Here is a 12,775-nt window from a genome sequence, read left to right on the forward strand (position 1 = left end):
TACCGCAAATTCAACATGTTTTTACAGCGGTTTACAGACGAAAAAAGCGGTGCAATTGCACCGCTTTTTTCGTCTAAGTCATTGATTTGAATGGCGCACTCGAAGAGATTCGAACTCCTGACCCTCAGATTCGTAGTCTGATGCTCTATCCAGCTGAGCTACGAGTGCCTGCACATTCAAGTCCGTCAGGTCGATCCCTGACAGCGAGGGCGGACATTTAGTTGAACGGTTTCGATAAGGCAAGGCCGGATCGGCACTTTTTCCACCGAATTGATGATTTTTTGTTGATGGCCCTGCCCTGAGGGCGTCACAGTCCTATATAGAGCCTGCCAATACCGCCTAACTGTGTCGTCTAAAGGAATACCGTCATGCGTTACCCGTCCCTGAAATCGCTCGTCATTGTGGCAACAGGGCTGGTTCTGACGGAATGCGCCGCTCTCCCTGCGGCTGAAACCCCACGCGTGGAGCCCATCGTGGTCGCCGCCGAGCCGGAGGCCGCCCAGGCGGGCATGAATGTGCTCAGGCGCGGCGGTACGGCCGCCGACGCCGCCGTGGCGGTCCAGACCGTTCTGGGCCTGGTCGAGCCGCAAAGCTCCGGCCTGGGCGGAGGCGCCTTCATGCTTTATTACGACGCCAAAACGGGCAAGATCAGCGACTATAACGGCCGCGAGACGGCGCCGGCCGCCGCCTCGCCCGATATGTTCATGGGCGCAGATGGCCAGCCGCTGGCGTTCAGGGATGCGGTGGTCTCCGGCCGCGCCACCGGCGTACCCGGCGCCATGTTCCTGCTCGACCAGGCACAGAAGGATCACGGTAACCAGGACTGGAGCAGCCTGTTCGCCCCGGCCACGGCCCTCGCGGATAACGGCTTCACCGTGACAAAACGCCTTGGAAACTATCTGCAAAAAGCCGATTTCGCCGAAAAGCACACGCCGGACTTCATCGCCTATCTCGGTGACGGCCAGGGCGGCTATCGCAAGACCGGCGACGTGATCAAAAATCCGGCCTACGCCGAAACCCTGCGCGCCTTCGCCAGCCAGCGCAGCGAAGTCTTCCGCCAAGGGCCGATCGCCGAAGCCATTGTCGCAAAGACCCACGAAGCCCCCCTGCCCGGCGGCATGAGCCTGAACGATCTGACTGCTTACAAGGTCAAGGTCACCACCACCGTTCCCTACGCCACAACCGGCGGCTATGCCGGTCGGCCGGTCTGCATTACCTATCACATCTATATCGTCTGCTCGAACAATGCCCCTTCCGGCGGCATTGCCCTGCTGCAGGGTCTGAAGATCGCCGAGTCCCAGCCGCTGGCCGAATGGGGCGTGCATGATCCGCGGTCGTGGCAGGTGGTCATTGAGGCCGCGCGCCTGATGTATGCCGACCGCGACCAGTACGAGGCCGATACGGCCCTCTTCACCGCGCAGCAGGACGCCTATCTTAATCCGGATTATCTGAAAGCGCGCTCGGCCCTGATCCAGGTGGGCAGGGCCAATGCCGCGCCCAAACCCGGCGACCTGTCGATGAAGGTGGCGATGGACAAGACACTGGAGCCCGGCGGCACCACCCATTTCGTCATCCGCGACACCTATGGCAATGTGCTGAGCATGACGACAACCGTCGAGAGCTTCTTCGGCACCGGCCGGATGGTCGGCGGCTTCTTCCTCAATAACCAGTTGACCGATTTCTCCTTCAGCCCGCAGACGGTGGACGGCCTGCCGGCGGCCAACAGCGTGGCGCCGGGCAAGCATCCGCGCTCATCCATGTCGCCGGTGATCGTTTTCGATTCCACCGGCAAGAAGGTGATCGCCGCAGTCGGCTCGCCCGGCGGTTCGGCGATCCTGGCCTATAATCTCAAAACCCTGATCGGCATTCTCGACTGGCATCTTTCCATGCAGGACGCCATCAACCTGCCGATCGTGGTGGCGCGCGGCGATACCATCCGCATCGAACAAGCACGCATGAAACCGGCGGTCTGGGATGGCCTGACGGGCATGGGGTACAGGCTGTCTCCCCTCGCCGACGAGGAATCCGGCCTGAACGGCATCCTGCGCCAGCCCGACGGCACCTTCGATGGCGGCAGCGATCCGCGCCGCGAGGGCGTGGTGATCAGAGGCGATACAAGGCCCTAACTTTCACCGCAACTTAAAAGCGGTCAGGGCCTGAAAATTGACCGCGTGATTGTCCCACGCGTCAAGCACGAGCAGCAGCCGTGCGTAATAGTCATCAGGATCGATAAGCCCCGCCCTGTACTGGCGCAGCAGGAAGCCTAGATAATCGGCCAGGGCCTGTTCACGATCGAATTCAGCGTGGCCTTCCATTTCTCTCTCCCTGAATCGGGCGGCATGATGGCCAAAGCGATGTATTCATCAGGGACATCAGTCGTGTAAAATCTCCATTAGGTTCTCTTTTTAAATAGAATTTGACTTAGCCGCGGGGCGCTATCTAACCTGCAGCATGAGCAGGATCGTCATTCTTACCGGTGCAGGCATTTCAGCGGAATCGGGCGTGCCGACCTTCCGGGCCTCGGATGGCCTGTGGTGCGGCCACCGGGTCGAGGCCGTGGCGACGCCGGCAGGCTTTGCCGCCAATCCGGCGCTGGTGCAGCATTTCTATAACCAACGCCGCCGGCAACTGGCCGAGGTCCAGCCCAATGCCGCCCACCATGCCCTGGCCCGGCTGGCGGCGCATCCGGCCCATGAGGTGCTGGTGGTGACGCAGAATGTCGATGACCTGCATGATCGCGCCCATGCGGCGGCAGGCAGTCCGCCACCGCTGCACATGCACGGCGAACTGCTGAAGGCCCGCCATGTGATAACCGGCGCGGTACAGGATTGGCATACCGATATTCCGGTTGAATCGGATCTGCGCCCACATATCGTCTGGTTTGGCGAAATGCCACTGGAGATGGATCGTATCGAACGCGCGCTGGATGCCTGCGACCTGTTCCTTTCCATCGGCACATCGGGCAATGTCTATCCGGCGGCGGGCTTCGTCTCGGCGGCCAAGCACGCCGGCGCCCATACGGTTGAGCTCAATCTCGAACCGTCGCTCGGCCACAGCCTGTTCGATGAAAAGATTTTGGGGCCAGCCACGCAGGTAGTGCCGGATTATGCAAGGCGATTTCTGTCGCAACAATAAAGGCCGCGCAGATTGCCAGCGGTGATGGACAGGGGCACATATTCAGCCATGCGTTCGGTCGGATCGCGGGGCGCCTTGCATTTGACGCAGTAGCATTCATGCGGCCGGCAATGCTGGCGGGGGAGCTTTGCGATTGTCCAGAAATTCAATGAGGTGCGCGCCAGCGATCAGGACGGACTTTTGGTCATTGACATTGGGCAAGCCGGCCCTAAGCCAGCGCCTTATGGTTATGGGGGCCGCGCTCAGCGCGCGAAATATTTCATCCACAGTCTAGGTGCGGTGAGTTTTTATCCCGGCGCAGCTGACTGCTGCGCATTTGGAAGCCATTGATCAGTTCTCGCGGGTTATCGACTTCAAAGAACGGTCCCTTAATTTTTCACAAATGAATGACTGGCTTAAACCGCAACTCTTACATTCTTCATCAATGTGATACGCGATTTTATCAACTTGGGTAGACATGCGAATCCTTTCGTGGCTGCATGAACCCAAATCTTCTACTTTGCCGTTTTGGTCATCCTTTAAAAAGATCAATGTAATTATCAAATCAATATTTTGGATAATATTGGACACCAGTTGCCCACATGTGTTGATTTATTCTAAGGGGTCGAAAACCCTTTCATCCACAGCTTTGGATTAAATCTATGCATTTTCCTTGCCGTCATAACGATACTTCAGACGCCAAAGCTTGCTGCCCGATACCGCGACCAGAACGAACAGCCCACCATCATCGGAGAGCTTATAAGGCTTGTCCTTTGGTTTGGCGTTGCGAATTGCCGTATCGGTCAAGGCCATATGTACCACCACTTCAGGGTCTGGGACGATACCCCCACATTTGGGGGGACTAATCTGGGGGTATCCAAACTTGTACCGCCAATTATACCCCCAATTTTCCGGGATACAGATGGACAAATGGGCACAATTCCGGACGCCTTATCCGCGAATATGCCATATATTTAAGGGATTTTCAAACATCAACGCACATTGGCGGACGTAGCCCTGGTGCCCCCGGTCGGACTCGAACCGACACACCTCTCGGTACCGGATTTTGAATCCGGCGCGTCTACCAATTCCACCACAGGGGCGCAGGGAAGGAAGCGGGTTGATAAAGGCTTTTCATCGCCCGTGCAAGAGCCAAACAGGGCGTTTTTATGCCAGCATATTGCGCTTGTGCGCCGGCAGTTTCCTGAGGTCCGGTTTTGGCGCAGGGGGCGGCGTCGGATCAGGCTCAGGCTGGGGTTCGGGCGTGGCCGCAACAACAGGTGCCGCGCCCGCCTTGTCGGCATCGTTCAGCGCCTCGGTCACCACCGCCTCCGCGCCCTTCTTGCGCGCCAGAGGCCAGGCCGGACGCCAGCGCACCAACTCGGGGGACGGCAGGTACTGGGCTTCCAACTGGCGGACATAGGCCAGGGAATCGGTCCGCGCCAATTCGTCCTGAGCGGCGCGGATCAGGCTCTTCACATAGTCCTCGTTACTCCAGAACACCCGGAAGGCATTGAGGCTTTCCCATACCGCAATCATCTGCTCTTCGGCCGACATGGAAATCTTGACCTTGCTGGGCTTTGGCTTTTCCGGCTTCGGCGGTTCCGGCGGCGGCAGGGCCTTTTCGAGCTCGGCCAGGCTCTTGCCGGGCTTATCGACCAGGGCCATGACATGGCCGAGACGGTTATGCACCTCGTCGCGCACCAGGGCGGCGCGTTCGATGATCGCCAGTCCCCGCGCCTCAAGCGCCTGATTCAGCCGATAACGGATGCTGTCATAGATATGATCGACCGAACGGCGCTTGGCCTCGTCAAGCCGCATGGCCGCCTGGCGCCGACCGATATAGGCGCCGATAGCGACCGCGATGACCACCGTCACCATCAGCGCCAGAAAGACATAAAACAGAAACGGATCGAAGTAGCTTACGCCGACATCGGCATAATAGGGATCGGGGGGCGCGTCATTGAACGGGCCGTTGAAATCCGAATCAAGGAAGAAAAGCGCCATATCTACCCCCGGCCCCCAGGCTCACCGACACGCGGCAGCAGGGGCGGCGTCCAGACGGGGGTATCGATAAGCTGAATGCGCGCATCCTCAAACAGGCCGGCCATGGAGCGTGTGCTTTTCCATTCCTCGTGCAGAGCGTTCAGGGCCTTGTATATCCGCGCCTGGTGACTGAGCGGCGGCGCCGGCGGCTGGGCGAAAGGCGCACCGATCTGGGCGACCGGTTGCCCGTTATGGACGCCCGTCTGCACGGCATCGGCCAACGGCTGGCCGTTCGGACTGTTATTGACCGCGATATTGATGATGGTGCCGGAGTTTTCGCCTATGCCGCCTATGCCATAACCGGCCGGCGCATCGACTTCCTTCACCCCGCTCAGGGCCTTTTCCAGCTTGCTGTATTCGTTACGGATTTCCTTGCCGCAGCGACGCGTTTCACCGCTGATGGCATTGACCAGACCGATCACGTCCGGGCTGAGCGTGCCCGGCGTTTCATAGGCCCTGGCCTGGGCCAGGCGCGAGGCAGTCTCAACCAGTTTCACGATTTTAACGTGGGCGAAGAAGCTTTCCCACCGGTTGCGCCGGACAATGCGATATACGCCCCAGACGACGAGCGCCATGACGACGCCCCAGACCAGCAGGGCCAGAAGCGGCGCATCATGATAGAAAACGGGATCGGACGGAAAATCATTGGGCGGGGCAACGGGATCCGGCCCATCGGGAGCGTCGTAATTTCCGTGCATTATGAACCCTCCCTTTCACGCGCCTGCCTTCACCCCGGAAGGTTAACAGATTGCCAAAGGGGATGCGAGTCCACAACGCCTAATTTGCGAAGCGATCAGCCTTCGGCGCCGGTATGCGCCTTCAGCGCGGCTTCCTCGACACGGCGCAGCAGCTTCTTGAACTGCACCACTTCCTCCGGCGTGAAGCCGGCCAGCATGATGCGCTCATATTCGGCGGCGGCCGGTGCGACATCGGCATAGAGCCGCTCACCTTCGGCCGTCAGGATCAGGTGGTGCGAGCGGCCGTCATGTTCGTGGGGCGCGCGGGTGATCAGCCGGCGCTTGGCCAGGGCCTGGGCGGCGCGCGAAATCGTCACCTTGTCCATGCCGGCGCGCTTGACCAGCGCCTGCTGCGTGGTCGGACCATCTTCGCGCAGAATAAAAATCAGGCGCCATTCTGGAATCTTGAGACCATAGAGACTCTCATATGCCGTCGAGATCAGGGCACTGACGGCGCTGGAGGCCACAGCCAGGCGATAAGGCATGTATTCGTCGAGAGGCAGCGAATCTTGAGACATTAATCCGAATCCTTCGTAGGGAAGCTACTATGTGCCTTGCGGCCAGACCAATTACAAATGAGTTATTGTTAAGGGATTGTCTAATTAACCTAATGCCAGGGCCTTCCGCACACTGAAAATGTCACTTTTGCGCGACGTGACGGCGCTTTTTTGCGCCTGCCGCGCGTCATGCAGGCGACAAGGCGCGGAACACCTGATAAGGCAGTCTGCCCGACCCTATCCAAGGAGCCTCCGTGCTGCGTCGTCTCTATAACTGGCTGCTGAAACTGGCCGGCACCCAACATGCCGAAAAAGTCCTCGCCGTCGTCTCCTTCGCCGAAGCCTCCTTCTTCCCCATCCCGCCCGATGCCATGCTGATACCAATGGTGCTGGCCAAGCCGGAACGCGCCTGGCGTACGGCCTTCATCTGTTCGGTCGCTTCGGTGCTGGGCGGTTTCCTGGGCTACGCCATCGGCTATTATGCCCAGCCCATCGGCCACTGGATTCTGGCCCTGTTCGGCCATCCGCAGGGGCTGGAAGAGTTTCATGCCTGGTTCGCCAAATGGGGCGTCGGCGTCATCTTCATGAAGGGGCTGACGCCCATTCCCTACAAGCTGGTGACCATCGCCGCCGGCCTTGCACAATTCAGCCTCGTGTGGTTCTTTATCGCTTCGGCCCTGACCCGATCCTTGCGTTTCTTCGCGGTCGCGGCCCTGGTAAAGCGTTTCGGACCTGAAATCACCGAACTGATGGAAAAGCGCTTCTATCTGGTCGGCACCATAGTTGTCGGGCTGCTGGTGGCCGGCATACTCGCTGTCAAATTTATTCCTCATTAGACCAAATCTTCATGACCGCGCACAAATCAAACAGGTTCGCCAAGAAGTTCATGCTGGCCTTCGGTCGCTGGTGGAGCATCACCGCCCTGGTCATTTCCCTGGCCATGCTGGCGACCGCCTGGTCGTTCCAGTTGTTCGGCCATCTCGCCCCCTGCCATCTGTGCCTGAAGCAGCGTGACATCTACTGGATCGCGGTCGGCGTTTCGCTGGTGGCGAGCGTCTGGGCGCTGTTCACCGGCGCCAAGGGCCCGCCGCGCGTCTTTTCGTTCGTGCTGTTCGCCATCTTCCTGACCGGCGCTGCCCTGGCCTTTTTCCATGCCGGCGTCGAACTGAAATGGTGGCACGGCCCTGAAAGCTGCACCGCCTCCGGCGCCGAAATCAGCCTCGACCAGATGGCCGCCTTCCTAGCGGGTGCGTCTTCGAGCGCACCCATGTGCGATGTGGCGCAATGGCGCATGTTCGGCCTGTCGATGGCCGGCTACAATGCCATTATCTCTACCATCCTGGCTGCCTTGAGCCTGCTGGCTTCGATGCGCTTCAAGGCGAAGTACCGTTCCAGCCGGCCCTATTGAGTTCACACCCATGATATCGACCGCCAAACCCGTCCCGCCCCGCCCCGGCCATGGCGCCCCACGCCGCCGGCTGGAAGAAATCCTGCGGGTCGATCATGCCGGCGAACTGGCGGCCGTGCAGATTTACAAAGGCCAGAGCATGGTCTTTGCCGATACGCCGAAACGGGCCTTGAGCGAACAGTTCAGCCATATGCAGGGCGAGGAACAGGTTCACCTCGATGCTTTCGAGCGCCTGCTGCACGAGAAACAGGTCCGCCCCACGGCCATGACGCCCCTCTGGCGCCTGGCAGCGCTGGGCCTGGGTGTCGGCACGGCCCTGCTGGGTGAAAAAGCGGCCCATGCCTGTACCGAAGCCGTGGAAGACGTCATCGCCGATCACTATGCCGAACAGATCGCCGAGCTGGAAACCTCTGACCCGGCGCTGGCGCAGCGCCTGACCCAGTTCCGCCAGGATGAAATCGGCCATCACGATCGTGCCGTCGACCAGGGCGCGCGCGAAGCCGCCGGGTATCCGCTGCTTTCGGCGCTTATCAAAACCGGATGCCGGGTCGCCATCAAGATCAGCGAAAAAATATAGGCGAACCGGCACGCTCGTGTTCGCAGCCTGTTACAGACACGCGGAGCCCTTATGCCGGATACGGATATCCAACAGGAAAAGCCAAAAGGTGTGAAAGCCTTGTGGAACCTGCTCGGTCCCGGTCTCATCACCGGCGCCAGCGATGATGACCCTTCCGGCATCGCCACCTACTCCCAGGCCGGGGCGCAATATGGCCTGACCACCCTCTGGACCGCCCTGATCACCTTTCCGCTGATGGCGGCCGTTCAGGAAATGTGCGCCCGTATCGGCGTAGTGACCACGCAGGGCCTGACCGGCATCCTGCGCAAGAATTATCCGAAGCCCGTCCTGTGGCTGATGGTTCTGTTCAGCTTTCCGGCCATCGTTCTCAATATCGGCGCCGATATCGCCGGCATGGGCGCCGTCGCCAACCTGATCTTTCTGGCCGTCAGTCCGCTGATTTTCAGTGTCGTTTTCACGGCCCTGCTGCTGATCGCTATTATCGTCCTGCCCTATGCGCGCATGGCGGCGGTTTTGAAATGGCTGTGCGCCATATTGCTGGTCTACCTCGTCGTGCCCTTCCTGGTGAAGACCGACTGGGCCGGGGTGGCGCGGCACACCCTCATCCCCGCCATCCAGTTCAACAAGGACTATATCAGTGTGCTGGTCGCCATTCTCGGCACCACCATCTCGCCCTATCTCTTCTTCTGGCAGACCACCATGGAGGTCGAGACGGTCAAGCACCGCCATGTCGTGGTGGACAAACGCTATATCCAGGAGGTCGGGTTCGATGTCGATATGGGGATGCTGTTCTCCAATATCGTCATGTATTTCATCATCCTGACCACCGGCACCGTCCTGTTCAATGCCGGCATCCACGAAATAGACACTGTGGAAGAGGCGGCGAAAGCCCTGGAACCTATCGCCGGCGCGGGCGCCTATTATCTGTTCGCCATCGGCATCATCGGCACCGGCTTCCTGGCCATTCCGGTGCTGAGCGGGTCACTGTCCTACATCATTTCGGAGACCTTCGGCTGGCAGGAAGGGCTGGACAAGCGCCTGCACGAAGCGCCCGCCTTCTATGGGGTGATTATTGTGTCGCTGCTGGTCGGGCTGGGGATCAACTATATCGGCATCAGCCCGATCCAGGCCCTGATCTGGTCGGCCATTCTCTATGGCCTGACCTCGCCGGTTATCATTGCTATAGTCCTGCATATTTCGAATAACAGGGCCGTCATGGGGGAATATACCAATGGCGCCTGGTCGAATATCTTCGGCGGACTGGCCTTCCTGCTGATGACCGCCGCGGCCGGTTTTATGCTGTATTTTCAATTCTTTGCGTAGTTAGCCCGGATACGGCGACACGCCCCGCCACAATGACCGTCAGGCAGCCGAACAGCAGCATGGCCATTGAGGTGCGGTGCCAGAAATCGACATCGAAGATAAAGCTGAACACGCCCCAGACCATCCAGCCGACAAAGAGCCACGACAGTGTAAAGCGGAATATGCCGCCGCCGATACGATAGGCCACTGCCATCAGCAAGGCGGCATAGGGGGCGATCAGGATCATGTCGTAATCGAGGATGCGCGGAATCATCAGCGGCACCAGACCCATGCCGAACAGCAGGCGCTCGTCTTCCTCCAGCCTGCCCCATTGCGCGATCGCCATGCCCGCCAGTCCCATGACGATCATGAAGCCCAGGGCCAGTTGCCAGTTCAGGTCGGATTTGCCCGGCACATGGAAAACGAGATTGGTCAGTTCGAACCAGCCCATGCCAGGCTGCCGCGCCAGGGTGACGGAATGTAGCGTCCGCTGCCAGGCCTTGCCGAAATGGCCATCGGTAATCACCATCAGGTGGTTGACGCCGACGCCCGCGACAGCCCGCCAGATAAAGGCCAATCCGCGCCGCCACAAGGCCACATCGTCGAACAGGAAGATGACGAAATAGGCCAGGAAGGTTGGCTTGACGCAGGAACACAGGAGCACCGCCACGGTAAACGGCAAACGCGCCAGGAAGAAATCCGGCTGGCTCATATCCGTCTGTGCCGTGTCCTTGCGCCGGAACAGCAAGAGGCTGGCCAGCACAAGCGCGTGCATGACGATGCCGACATTGGCGCACAGAAAGGTCATGGCGGTCAGGCCGGAAAAGGCCAGCCAACGCCAGCGGATATCGATATTGGCGAACGGCCTAACCAGGGCGAACCACAGCAGGAACAGGGTCGCCGGATAGAGCAAGACCCACTGAAACAGGGTGCGCGCGCCACTGATGCCGAAATGCTCGACGAAAGGCATGAACAGATAAGCGACCTGCGGCGCATAGACATAGGCGGCTGGCCGGACGCCGGCACAGGTCGGCGGATGGATGGCATAGGGCGAATGGCCCGCCGCCAGGGTGCGCGCACCGCACAGAACGGCGTCGATATCCATCATCATCCAGGCATGGTGGGTGATCATGTGGTACATGCCCGCCACCACCGGCCAGGCGCAGAACAGCATGAACAGGAGCAGAAGCGGCTTGGAAGCGGTCAGGCGCCGCAGGACCGAAAGCGCGTCCATGCGTCAGTTGGCCTCGAAATCATGGCTCTGGCGCAGGTGCTCCAGGATGATTTCCCGCACATCGTCATCGACCGTCGCCAGATCGATCTGGGCGTCGCCGGTTTCCAGCAGGCGGATCTTCACACGCTCGCCCATATACATAAAGCTCAGTACCTTGGGGCCAAACAGGCGCTCGCGCTTCACTTCAAAGCGCACGCCGAGCGTGGCCTCCAGCGCGCCCTGCAAGGGTTCGAGAGGAATACGCGCCCGCCCCCTGGGTCGCGGAAACGACACAAGGCCAAAACGGCGTTCATCAATGACGAAACGCACGGGTGATGGTTTTTCAGACGACATATCCTATGCCACGCCCAAGCCGGTATTCCCCCGGTACGCCGGAAGCTCAGCCCTCCAGTAGCGTATCCCAATACAGGTAGTCTATCCAACTTTCGTGAAGATAGTTAGGGGGAAAACGCCGCCCCAGTTCCTGCAACTGATACATTGTCGGCCGGTGTGGATTTTTTGCCGGCATCATGCGTGCCTGCTGGGGTGTTTTTCCCCCTTTGCGCAAGTTGCACGGGGCGCAGGCCGTCAGGATATTGGTCCAGCTCGATTTGCCGCCCTGGCTGACCGGCACGACGTGATCAAACGTCAGGTCTTCGTCGATGCCGCAATACTGGCAGGAAAATTCATCGCGCAGGAAGACATTATAACGCGTGAAGGCCGGCGGGCGATTCTGGTCGATATAGGTCTTGAGGGCCACCACGCTCGGCAGGCGCATCTTGATCGAGGGGGAGTGAATCTCGATGTCGTAGGTCGAGACCACATCGACGCGATCCTCAAAGACAGCCTTCACCACGTCCTGCCAGGGTTTGGTCGACAGTGGGTAATAGGACAGAGGCCGGAAATCGGCGTTGAGCACGAGCGCGCGCCAATCCGACGGCGGGCTTTTCAGAACCTGCATGTCGACCTCCAACACGCGGCATGAAGCACGGTACAGGTAGCGAACTGTTTGAAGACGTATCCTCCTCATGAAAAAGCAGGCAGTCATAAATCAGGCTGTATGCGTACTCTGAGCCCGATTCCCGCAAAAGGAAACGGCAAATTTTTATGAAATTTTTGCGGCATCGCGTTAAACCATAGCCATGTACCGCACCCGCTTCGCCCCCTCCCCGACCGGCTACCTGCATCTCGGCCATGCCTTCAGCGCACTCACGGCCTATGCAGCGGCCAAGGCGGCGGACGGCGAGTTCATCCTGCGCATCGAAGATATCGACCATACGCGCAGGCGCCCACAATTCGAGGCGGCGATCTATGAAGACCTGGCCTGGCTGGGCATTGGGTGGGAAAAGCCGGTACTGCGCCAGAGCGAGCATCTGGCCGATTACCAGGCAGCGCTGGAAAAGCTGAGAGACCAGGGTCTGCTCTATGCCGATGCCCGTACACGCAAGGGCGAGGCCGAAGCGGCCCTCAGCGCCCCCCAGGCGGACGATGCCGCGCCTTCACCTGCCTCGGCCAATCCAGCCTGGCGATTATCGCTGGAAGCGGCACGCGACTATCTCGGCACGCGTTACGAGGCTTTATCTTTCCCCGAAAAAGGCGAACGCCAAAAGGCCGATCCGGCCATCAATGGCGATGTTATCCTGGGCCGCAAGGATATCGGCGTAGCCTATCATCTCGCCGTCGTGATCGATGACGCCCGCCAAGGGATCACGGACATTATCCGCGGCCGCGACCTTTACGACGCCACCCACTCGCAGGTTTTGCTGCAGGCCCTGCTCGACCTGCCGACGCCGCACTACCACCACCACGCCCTGCTGCTCGATGATCAGGGCCGCCGCCTCGCCAAGCGCAAGGGCTCGAAATCCCTGCGTGATTACCGCG

The 12,775-nt window shown here is 59.8% G+C and carries 15 protein-coding genes and 2 tRNA genes; 7 read left to right on the plus strand and 10 right to left on the minus strand.

Features of this window, described 5'->3' with window-relative positions; all coding sequences use genetic code 11:
- Positions 1-91 precede the first annotated feature (91 nt).
- Positions 92-168 (minus strand) — tRNA-Arg (locus ACTHND_RS09665).
- Positions 169-368: 200 nt separating this feature from the next.
- On the opposite strand from ACTHND_RS09665, the gene ACTHND_RS09670 reads away from it, so the two are divergent.
- Positions 369-2,126 (plus strand): gamma-glutamyltransferase family protein, encoded by a 1,758-nt coding sequence (locus ACTHND_RS09670; protein WP_440177741.1) that lies wholly within the window; start codon positions 369-371, stop codon positions 2,124-2,126.
- Positions 2,127-2,129: 3 nt separating this feature from the next.
- Here ACTHND_RS09670 and ACTHND_RS09675 read toward each other — a convergent pair whose 3' ends face one another.
- Positions 2,130-2,315, minus strand: a complete 186-nt coding sequence (locus ACTHND_RS09675; protein WP_440177742.1) for a hypothetical protein — start codon at positions 2,313-2,315, stop codon at positions 2,130-2,132.
- 136 nt (positions 2,316-2,451) lie between these two features.
- Between ACTHND_RS09675 and ACTHND_RS09680 the strand changes: the two genes are divergently transcribed.
- Positions 2,452-3,135, plus strand: coding sequence for an NAD-dependent deacylase (locus ACTHND_RS09680; RefSeq protein ID WP_440177743.1), 684 nt, complete (start codon positions 2,452-2,454; stop codon positions 3,133-3,135).
- Between the two features lie 639 nt (positions 3,136-3,774).
- Here ACTHND_RS09680 and ACTHND_RS09685 read toward each other — a convergent pair.
- The 5 genes from ACTHND_RS09685 to ACTHND_RS09705 form a co-directional block, all read right to left on the minus strand.
- Positions 3,775-3,927, minus strand: coding sequence for an Arm DNA-binding domain-containing protein (locus ACTHND_RS09685; protein ID WP_440177744.1), 153 nt, complete (start codon positions 3,925-3,927; stop codon positions 3,775-3,777).
- 205 nt (positions 3,928-4,132) lie between these two features.
- Positions 4,133-4,217: transfer RNA gene (locus tag ACTHND_RS09690), tRNA-Leu, on the minus strand.
- Positions 4,218-4,281: 64 nt separating this feature from the next.
- Positions 4,282-5,121 (minus strand): hypothetical protein, encoded by an 840-nt coding sequence (locus ACTHND_RS09695; protein WP_440177745.1) that lies wholly within the window; start codon positions 5,119-5,121, stop codon positions 4,282-4,284.
- A gap of 2 nt (positions 5,122-5,123) precedes the next feature.
- Positions 5,124-5,858: a hypothetical protein gene (locus tag ACTHND_RS09700; protein WP_440177746.1), complete on the minus strand. Its 735-nt coding sequence runs from the start codon at positions 5,856-5,858 to the stop codon at positions 5,124-5,126.
- A gap of 95 nt (positions 5,859-5,953) precedes the next feature.
- Positions 5,954-6,415, minus strand: coding sequence for a MarR family winged helix-turn-helix transcriptional regulator (locus ACTHND_RS09705; protein ID WP_303830945.1), 462 nt, complete (start codon positions 6,413-6,415; stop codon positions 5,954-5,956).
- 233 nt (positions 6,416-6,648) lie between these two features.
- Here ACTHND_RS09705 and ACTHND_RS09710 point away from each other — a divergent pair, with 233 nt between their 5' ends.
- Genes ACTHND_RS09710 through ACTHND_RS09725 form a run of 4 tightly spaced genes read left to right on the plus strand, consistent with a single transcriptional unit; the run spans position 6,649 to position 9,702 of the window.
- Positions 6,649-7,230, plus strand: coding sequence for a YqaA family protein (locus tag ACTHND_RS09710; RefSeq protein WP_303830944.1), 582 nt, complete (start codon positions 6,649-6,651; stop codon positions 7,228-7,230).
- 11 nt (positions 7,231-7,241) lie between these two features.
- Positions 7,242-7,802: a disulfide bond formation protein B gene (locus tag ACTHND_RS09715; RefSeq protein WP_440177747.1), complete on the plus strand. Its 561-nt coding sequence runs from the start codon at positions 7,242-7,244 to the stop codon at positions 7,800-7,802.
- A 10-nt stretch (positions 7,803-7,812) separates the two neighbouring features.
- Complete coding sequence (locus ACTHND_RS09720; protein ID WP_440177748.1) at positions 7,813-8,379, plus strand: demethoxyubiquinone hydroxylase family protein; 567 nt, start codon at positions 7,813-7,815, stop codon at positions 8,377-8,379.
- Positions 8,380-8,430: 51 nt separating this feature from the next.
- Positions 8,431-9,702 carry an NRAMP family divalent metal transporter gene (locus ACTHND_RS09725; protein WP_440177749.1) on the plus strand — a complete coding sequence of 424 codons (1,272 nt, stop codon included), beginning with the start codon at positions 8,431-8,433 and terminating at the stop codon, positions 9,700-9,702.
- On the opposite strand, the gene ACTHND_RS09730 is transcribed toward ACTHND_RS09725, so the two are convergent.
- Genes ACTHND_RS09730 through ACTHND_RS09740 form a run of 3 tightly spaced genes read right to left on the minus strand, consistent with a single transcriptional unit; the run spans position 9,674 to position 11,855 of the window.
- Positions 9,674-10,915, minus strand: coding sequence for a hypothetical protein (locus tag ACTHND_RS09730; protein ID WP_440177750.1), 1,242 nt, complete (start codon positions 10,913-10,915; stop codon positions 9,674-9,676). The two genes, ACTHND_RS09725 and ACTHND_RS09730, sit on opposite strands and share 29 nt — an antisense overlap.
- A gap of 3 nt (positions 10,916-10,918) precedes the next feature.
- A complete protein-coding gene (locus ACTHND_RS09735) occupies positions 10,919-11,248 on the minus strand; it encodes a hypothetical protein (RefSeq protein ID WP_440177751.1) in 330 nt (109 codons plus the stop codon).
- A 46-nt stretch (positions 11,249-11,294) separates the two neighbouring features.
- The gene (locus ACTHND_RS09740) at positions 11,295-11,855 is read right to left on the minus strand and encodes an HNH endonuclease (protein ID WP_090648385.1); all 561 of its coding nucleotides are present in this window, start codon (positions 11,853-11,855) and stop codon (positions 11,295-11,297) included.
- A gap of 181 nt (positions 11,856-12,036) precedes the next feature.
- On the opposite strand from ACTHND_RS09740, the gene gluQRS reads away from it, so the two are divergent.
- On the plus strand, positions 12,037-12,775 hold a 739-nt coding region (gluQRS, locus tag ACTHND_RS09745), incomplete at its 3' end, for a tRNA glutamyl-Q(34) synthetase GluQRS (protein WP_440177752.1).

This window comes from Asticcacaulis sp. (assembly GCF_051954415.1).
Lineage (GTDB): Bacteria > Pseudomonadota > Alphaproteobacteria > Caulobacterales > Caulobacteraceae > Asticcacaulis.

Coding starts and splice junctions, on each gene's coding strand:
- ACTHND_RS09735 (WP_440177751.1), bottom strand. CDS start 11,248: ATGTCGTCTGAAAAACCATCACCCGTGCGTTTCGTCATTGATGAACGC.
- ACTHND_RS09720 (WP_440177748.1), top strand. CDS start 7,813: ATGATATCGACCGCCAAACCCGTCCCGCCCCGCCCCGGCCATGGCGCC.
- ACTHND_RS09670 (WP_440177741.1), top strand. CDS start 369: ATGCGTTACCCGTCCCTGAAATCGCTCGTCATTGTGGCAACAGGGCTG.
- ACTHND_RS09740 (WP_090648385.1), bottom strand. CDS start 11,855: ATGCAGGTTCTGAAAAGCCCGCCGTCGGATTGGCGCGCGCTCGTGCTC.
- ACTHND_RS09700 (WP_440177746.1), bottom strand. CDS start 5,858: ATGCACGGAAATTACGACGCTCCCGATGGGCCGGATCCCGTTGCCCCG.
- ACTHND_RS09715 (WP_440177747.1), top strand. CDS start 7,242: ATGACCGCGCACAAATCAAACAGGTTCGCCAAGAAGTTCATGCTGGCC.
- ACTHND_RS09685 (WP_440177744.1), bottom strand. CDS start 3,927: ATGGCCTTGACCGATACGGCAATTCGCAACGCCAAACCAAAGGACAAG.
- ACTHND_RS09705 (WP_303830945.1), bottom strand. CDS start 6,415: ATGTCTCAAGATTCGCTGCCTCTCGACGAATACATGCCTTATCGCCTG.
- ACTHND_RS09675 (WP_440177742.1), bottom strand. CDS start 2,315: ATGGAAGGCCACGCTGAATTCGATCGTGAACAGGCCCTGGCCGATTAT.
- ACTHND_RS09680 (WP_440177743.1), top strand. CDS start 2,452: ATGAGCAGGATCGTCATTCTTACCGGTGCAGGCATTTCAGCGGAATCG.
- ACTHND_RS09725 (WP_440177749.1), top strand. CDS start 8,431: ATGCCGGATACGGATATCCAACAGGAAAAGCCAAAAGGTGTGAAAGCC.
- ACTHND_RS09695 (WP_440177745.1), bottom strand. CDS start 5,121: ATGGCGCTTTTCTTCCTTGATTCGGATTTCAACGGCCCGTTCAATGAC.
- ACTHND_RS09730 (WP_440177750.1), bottom strand. CDS start 10,915: ATGGACGCGCTTTCGGTCCTGCGGCGCCTGACCGCTTCCAAGCCGCTT.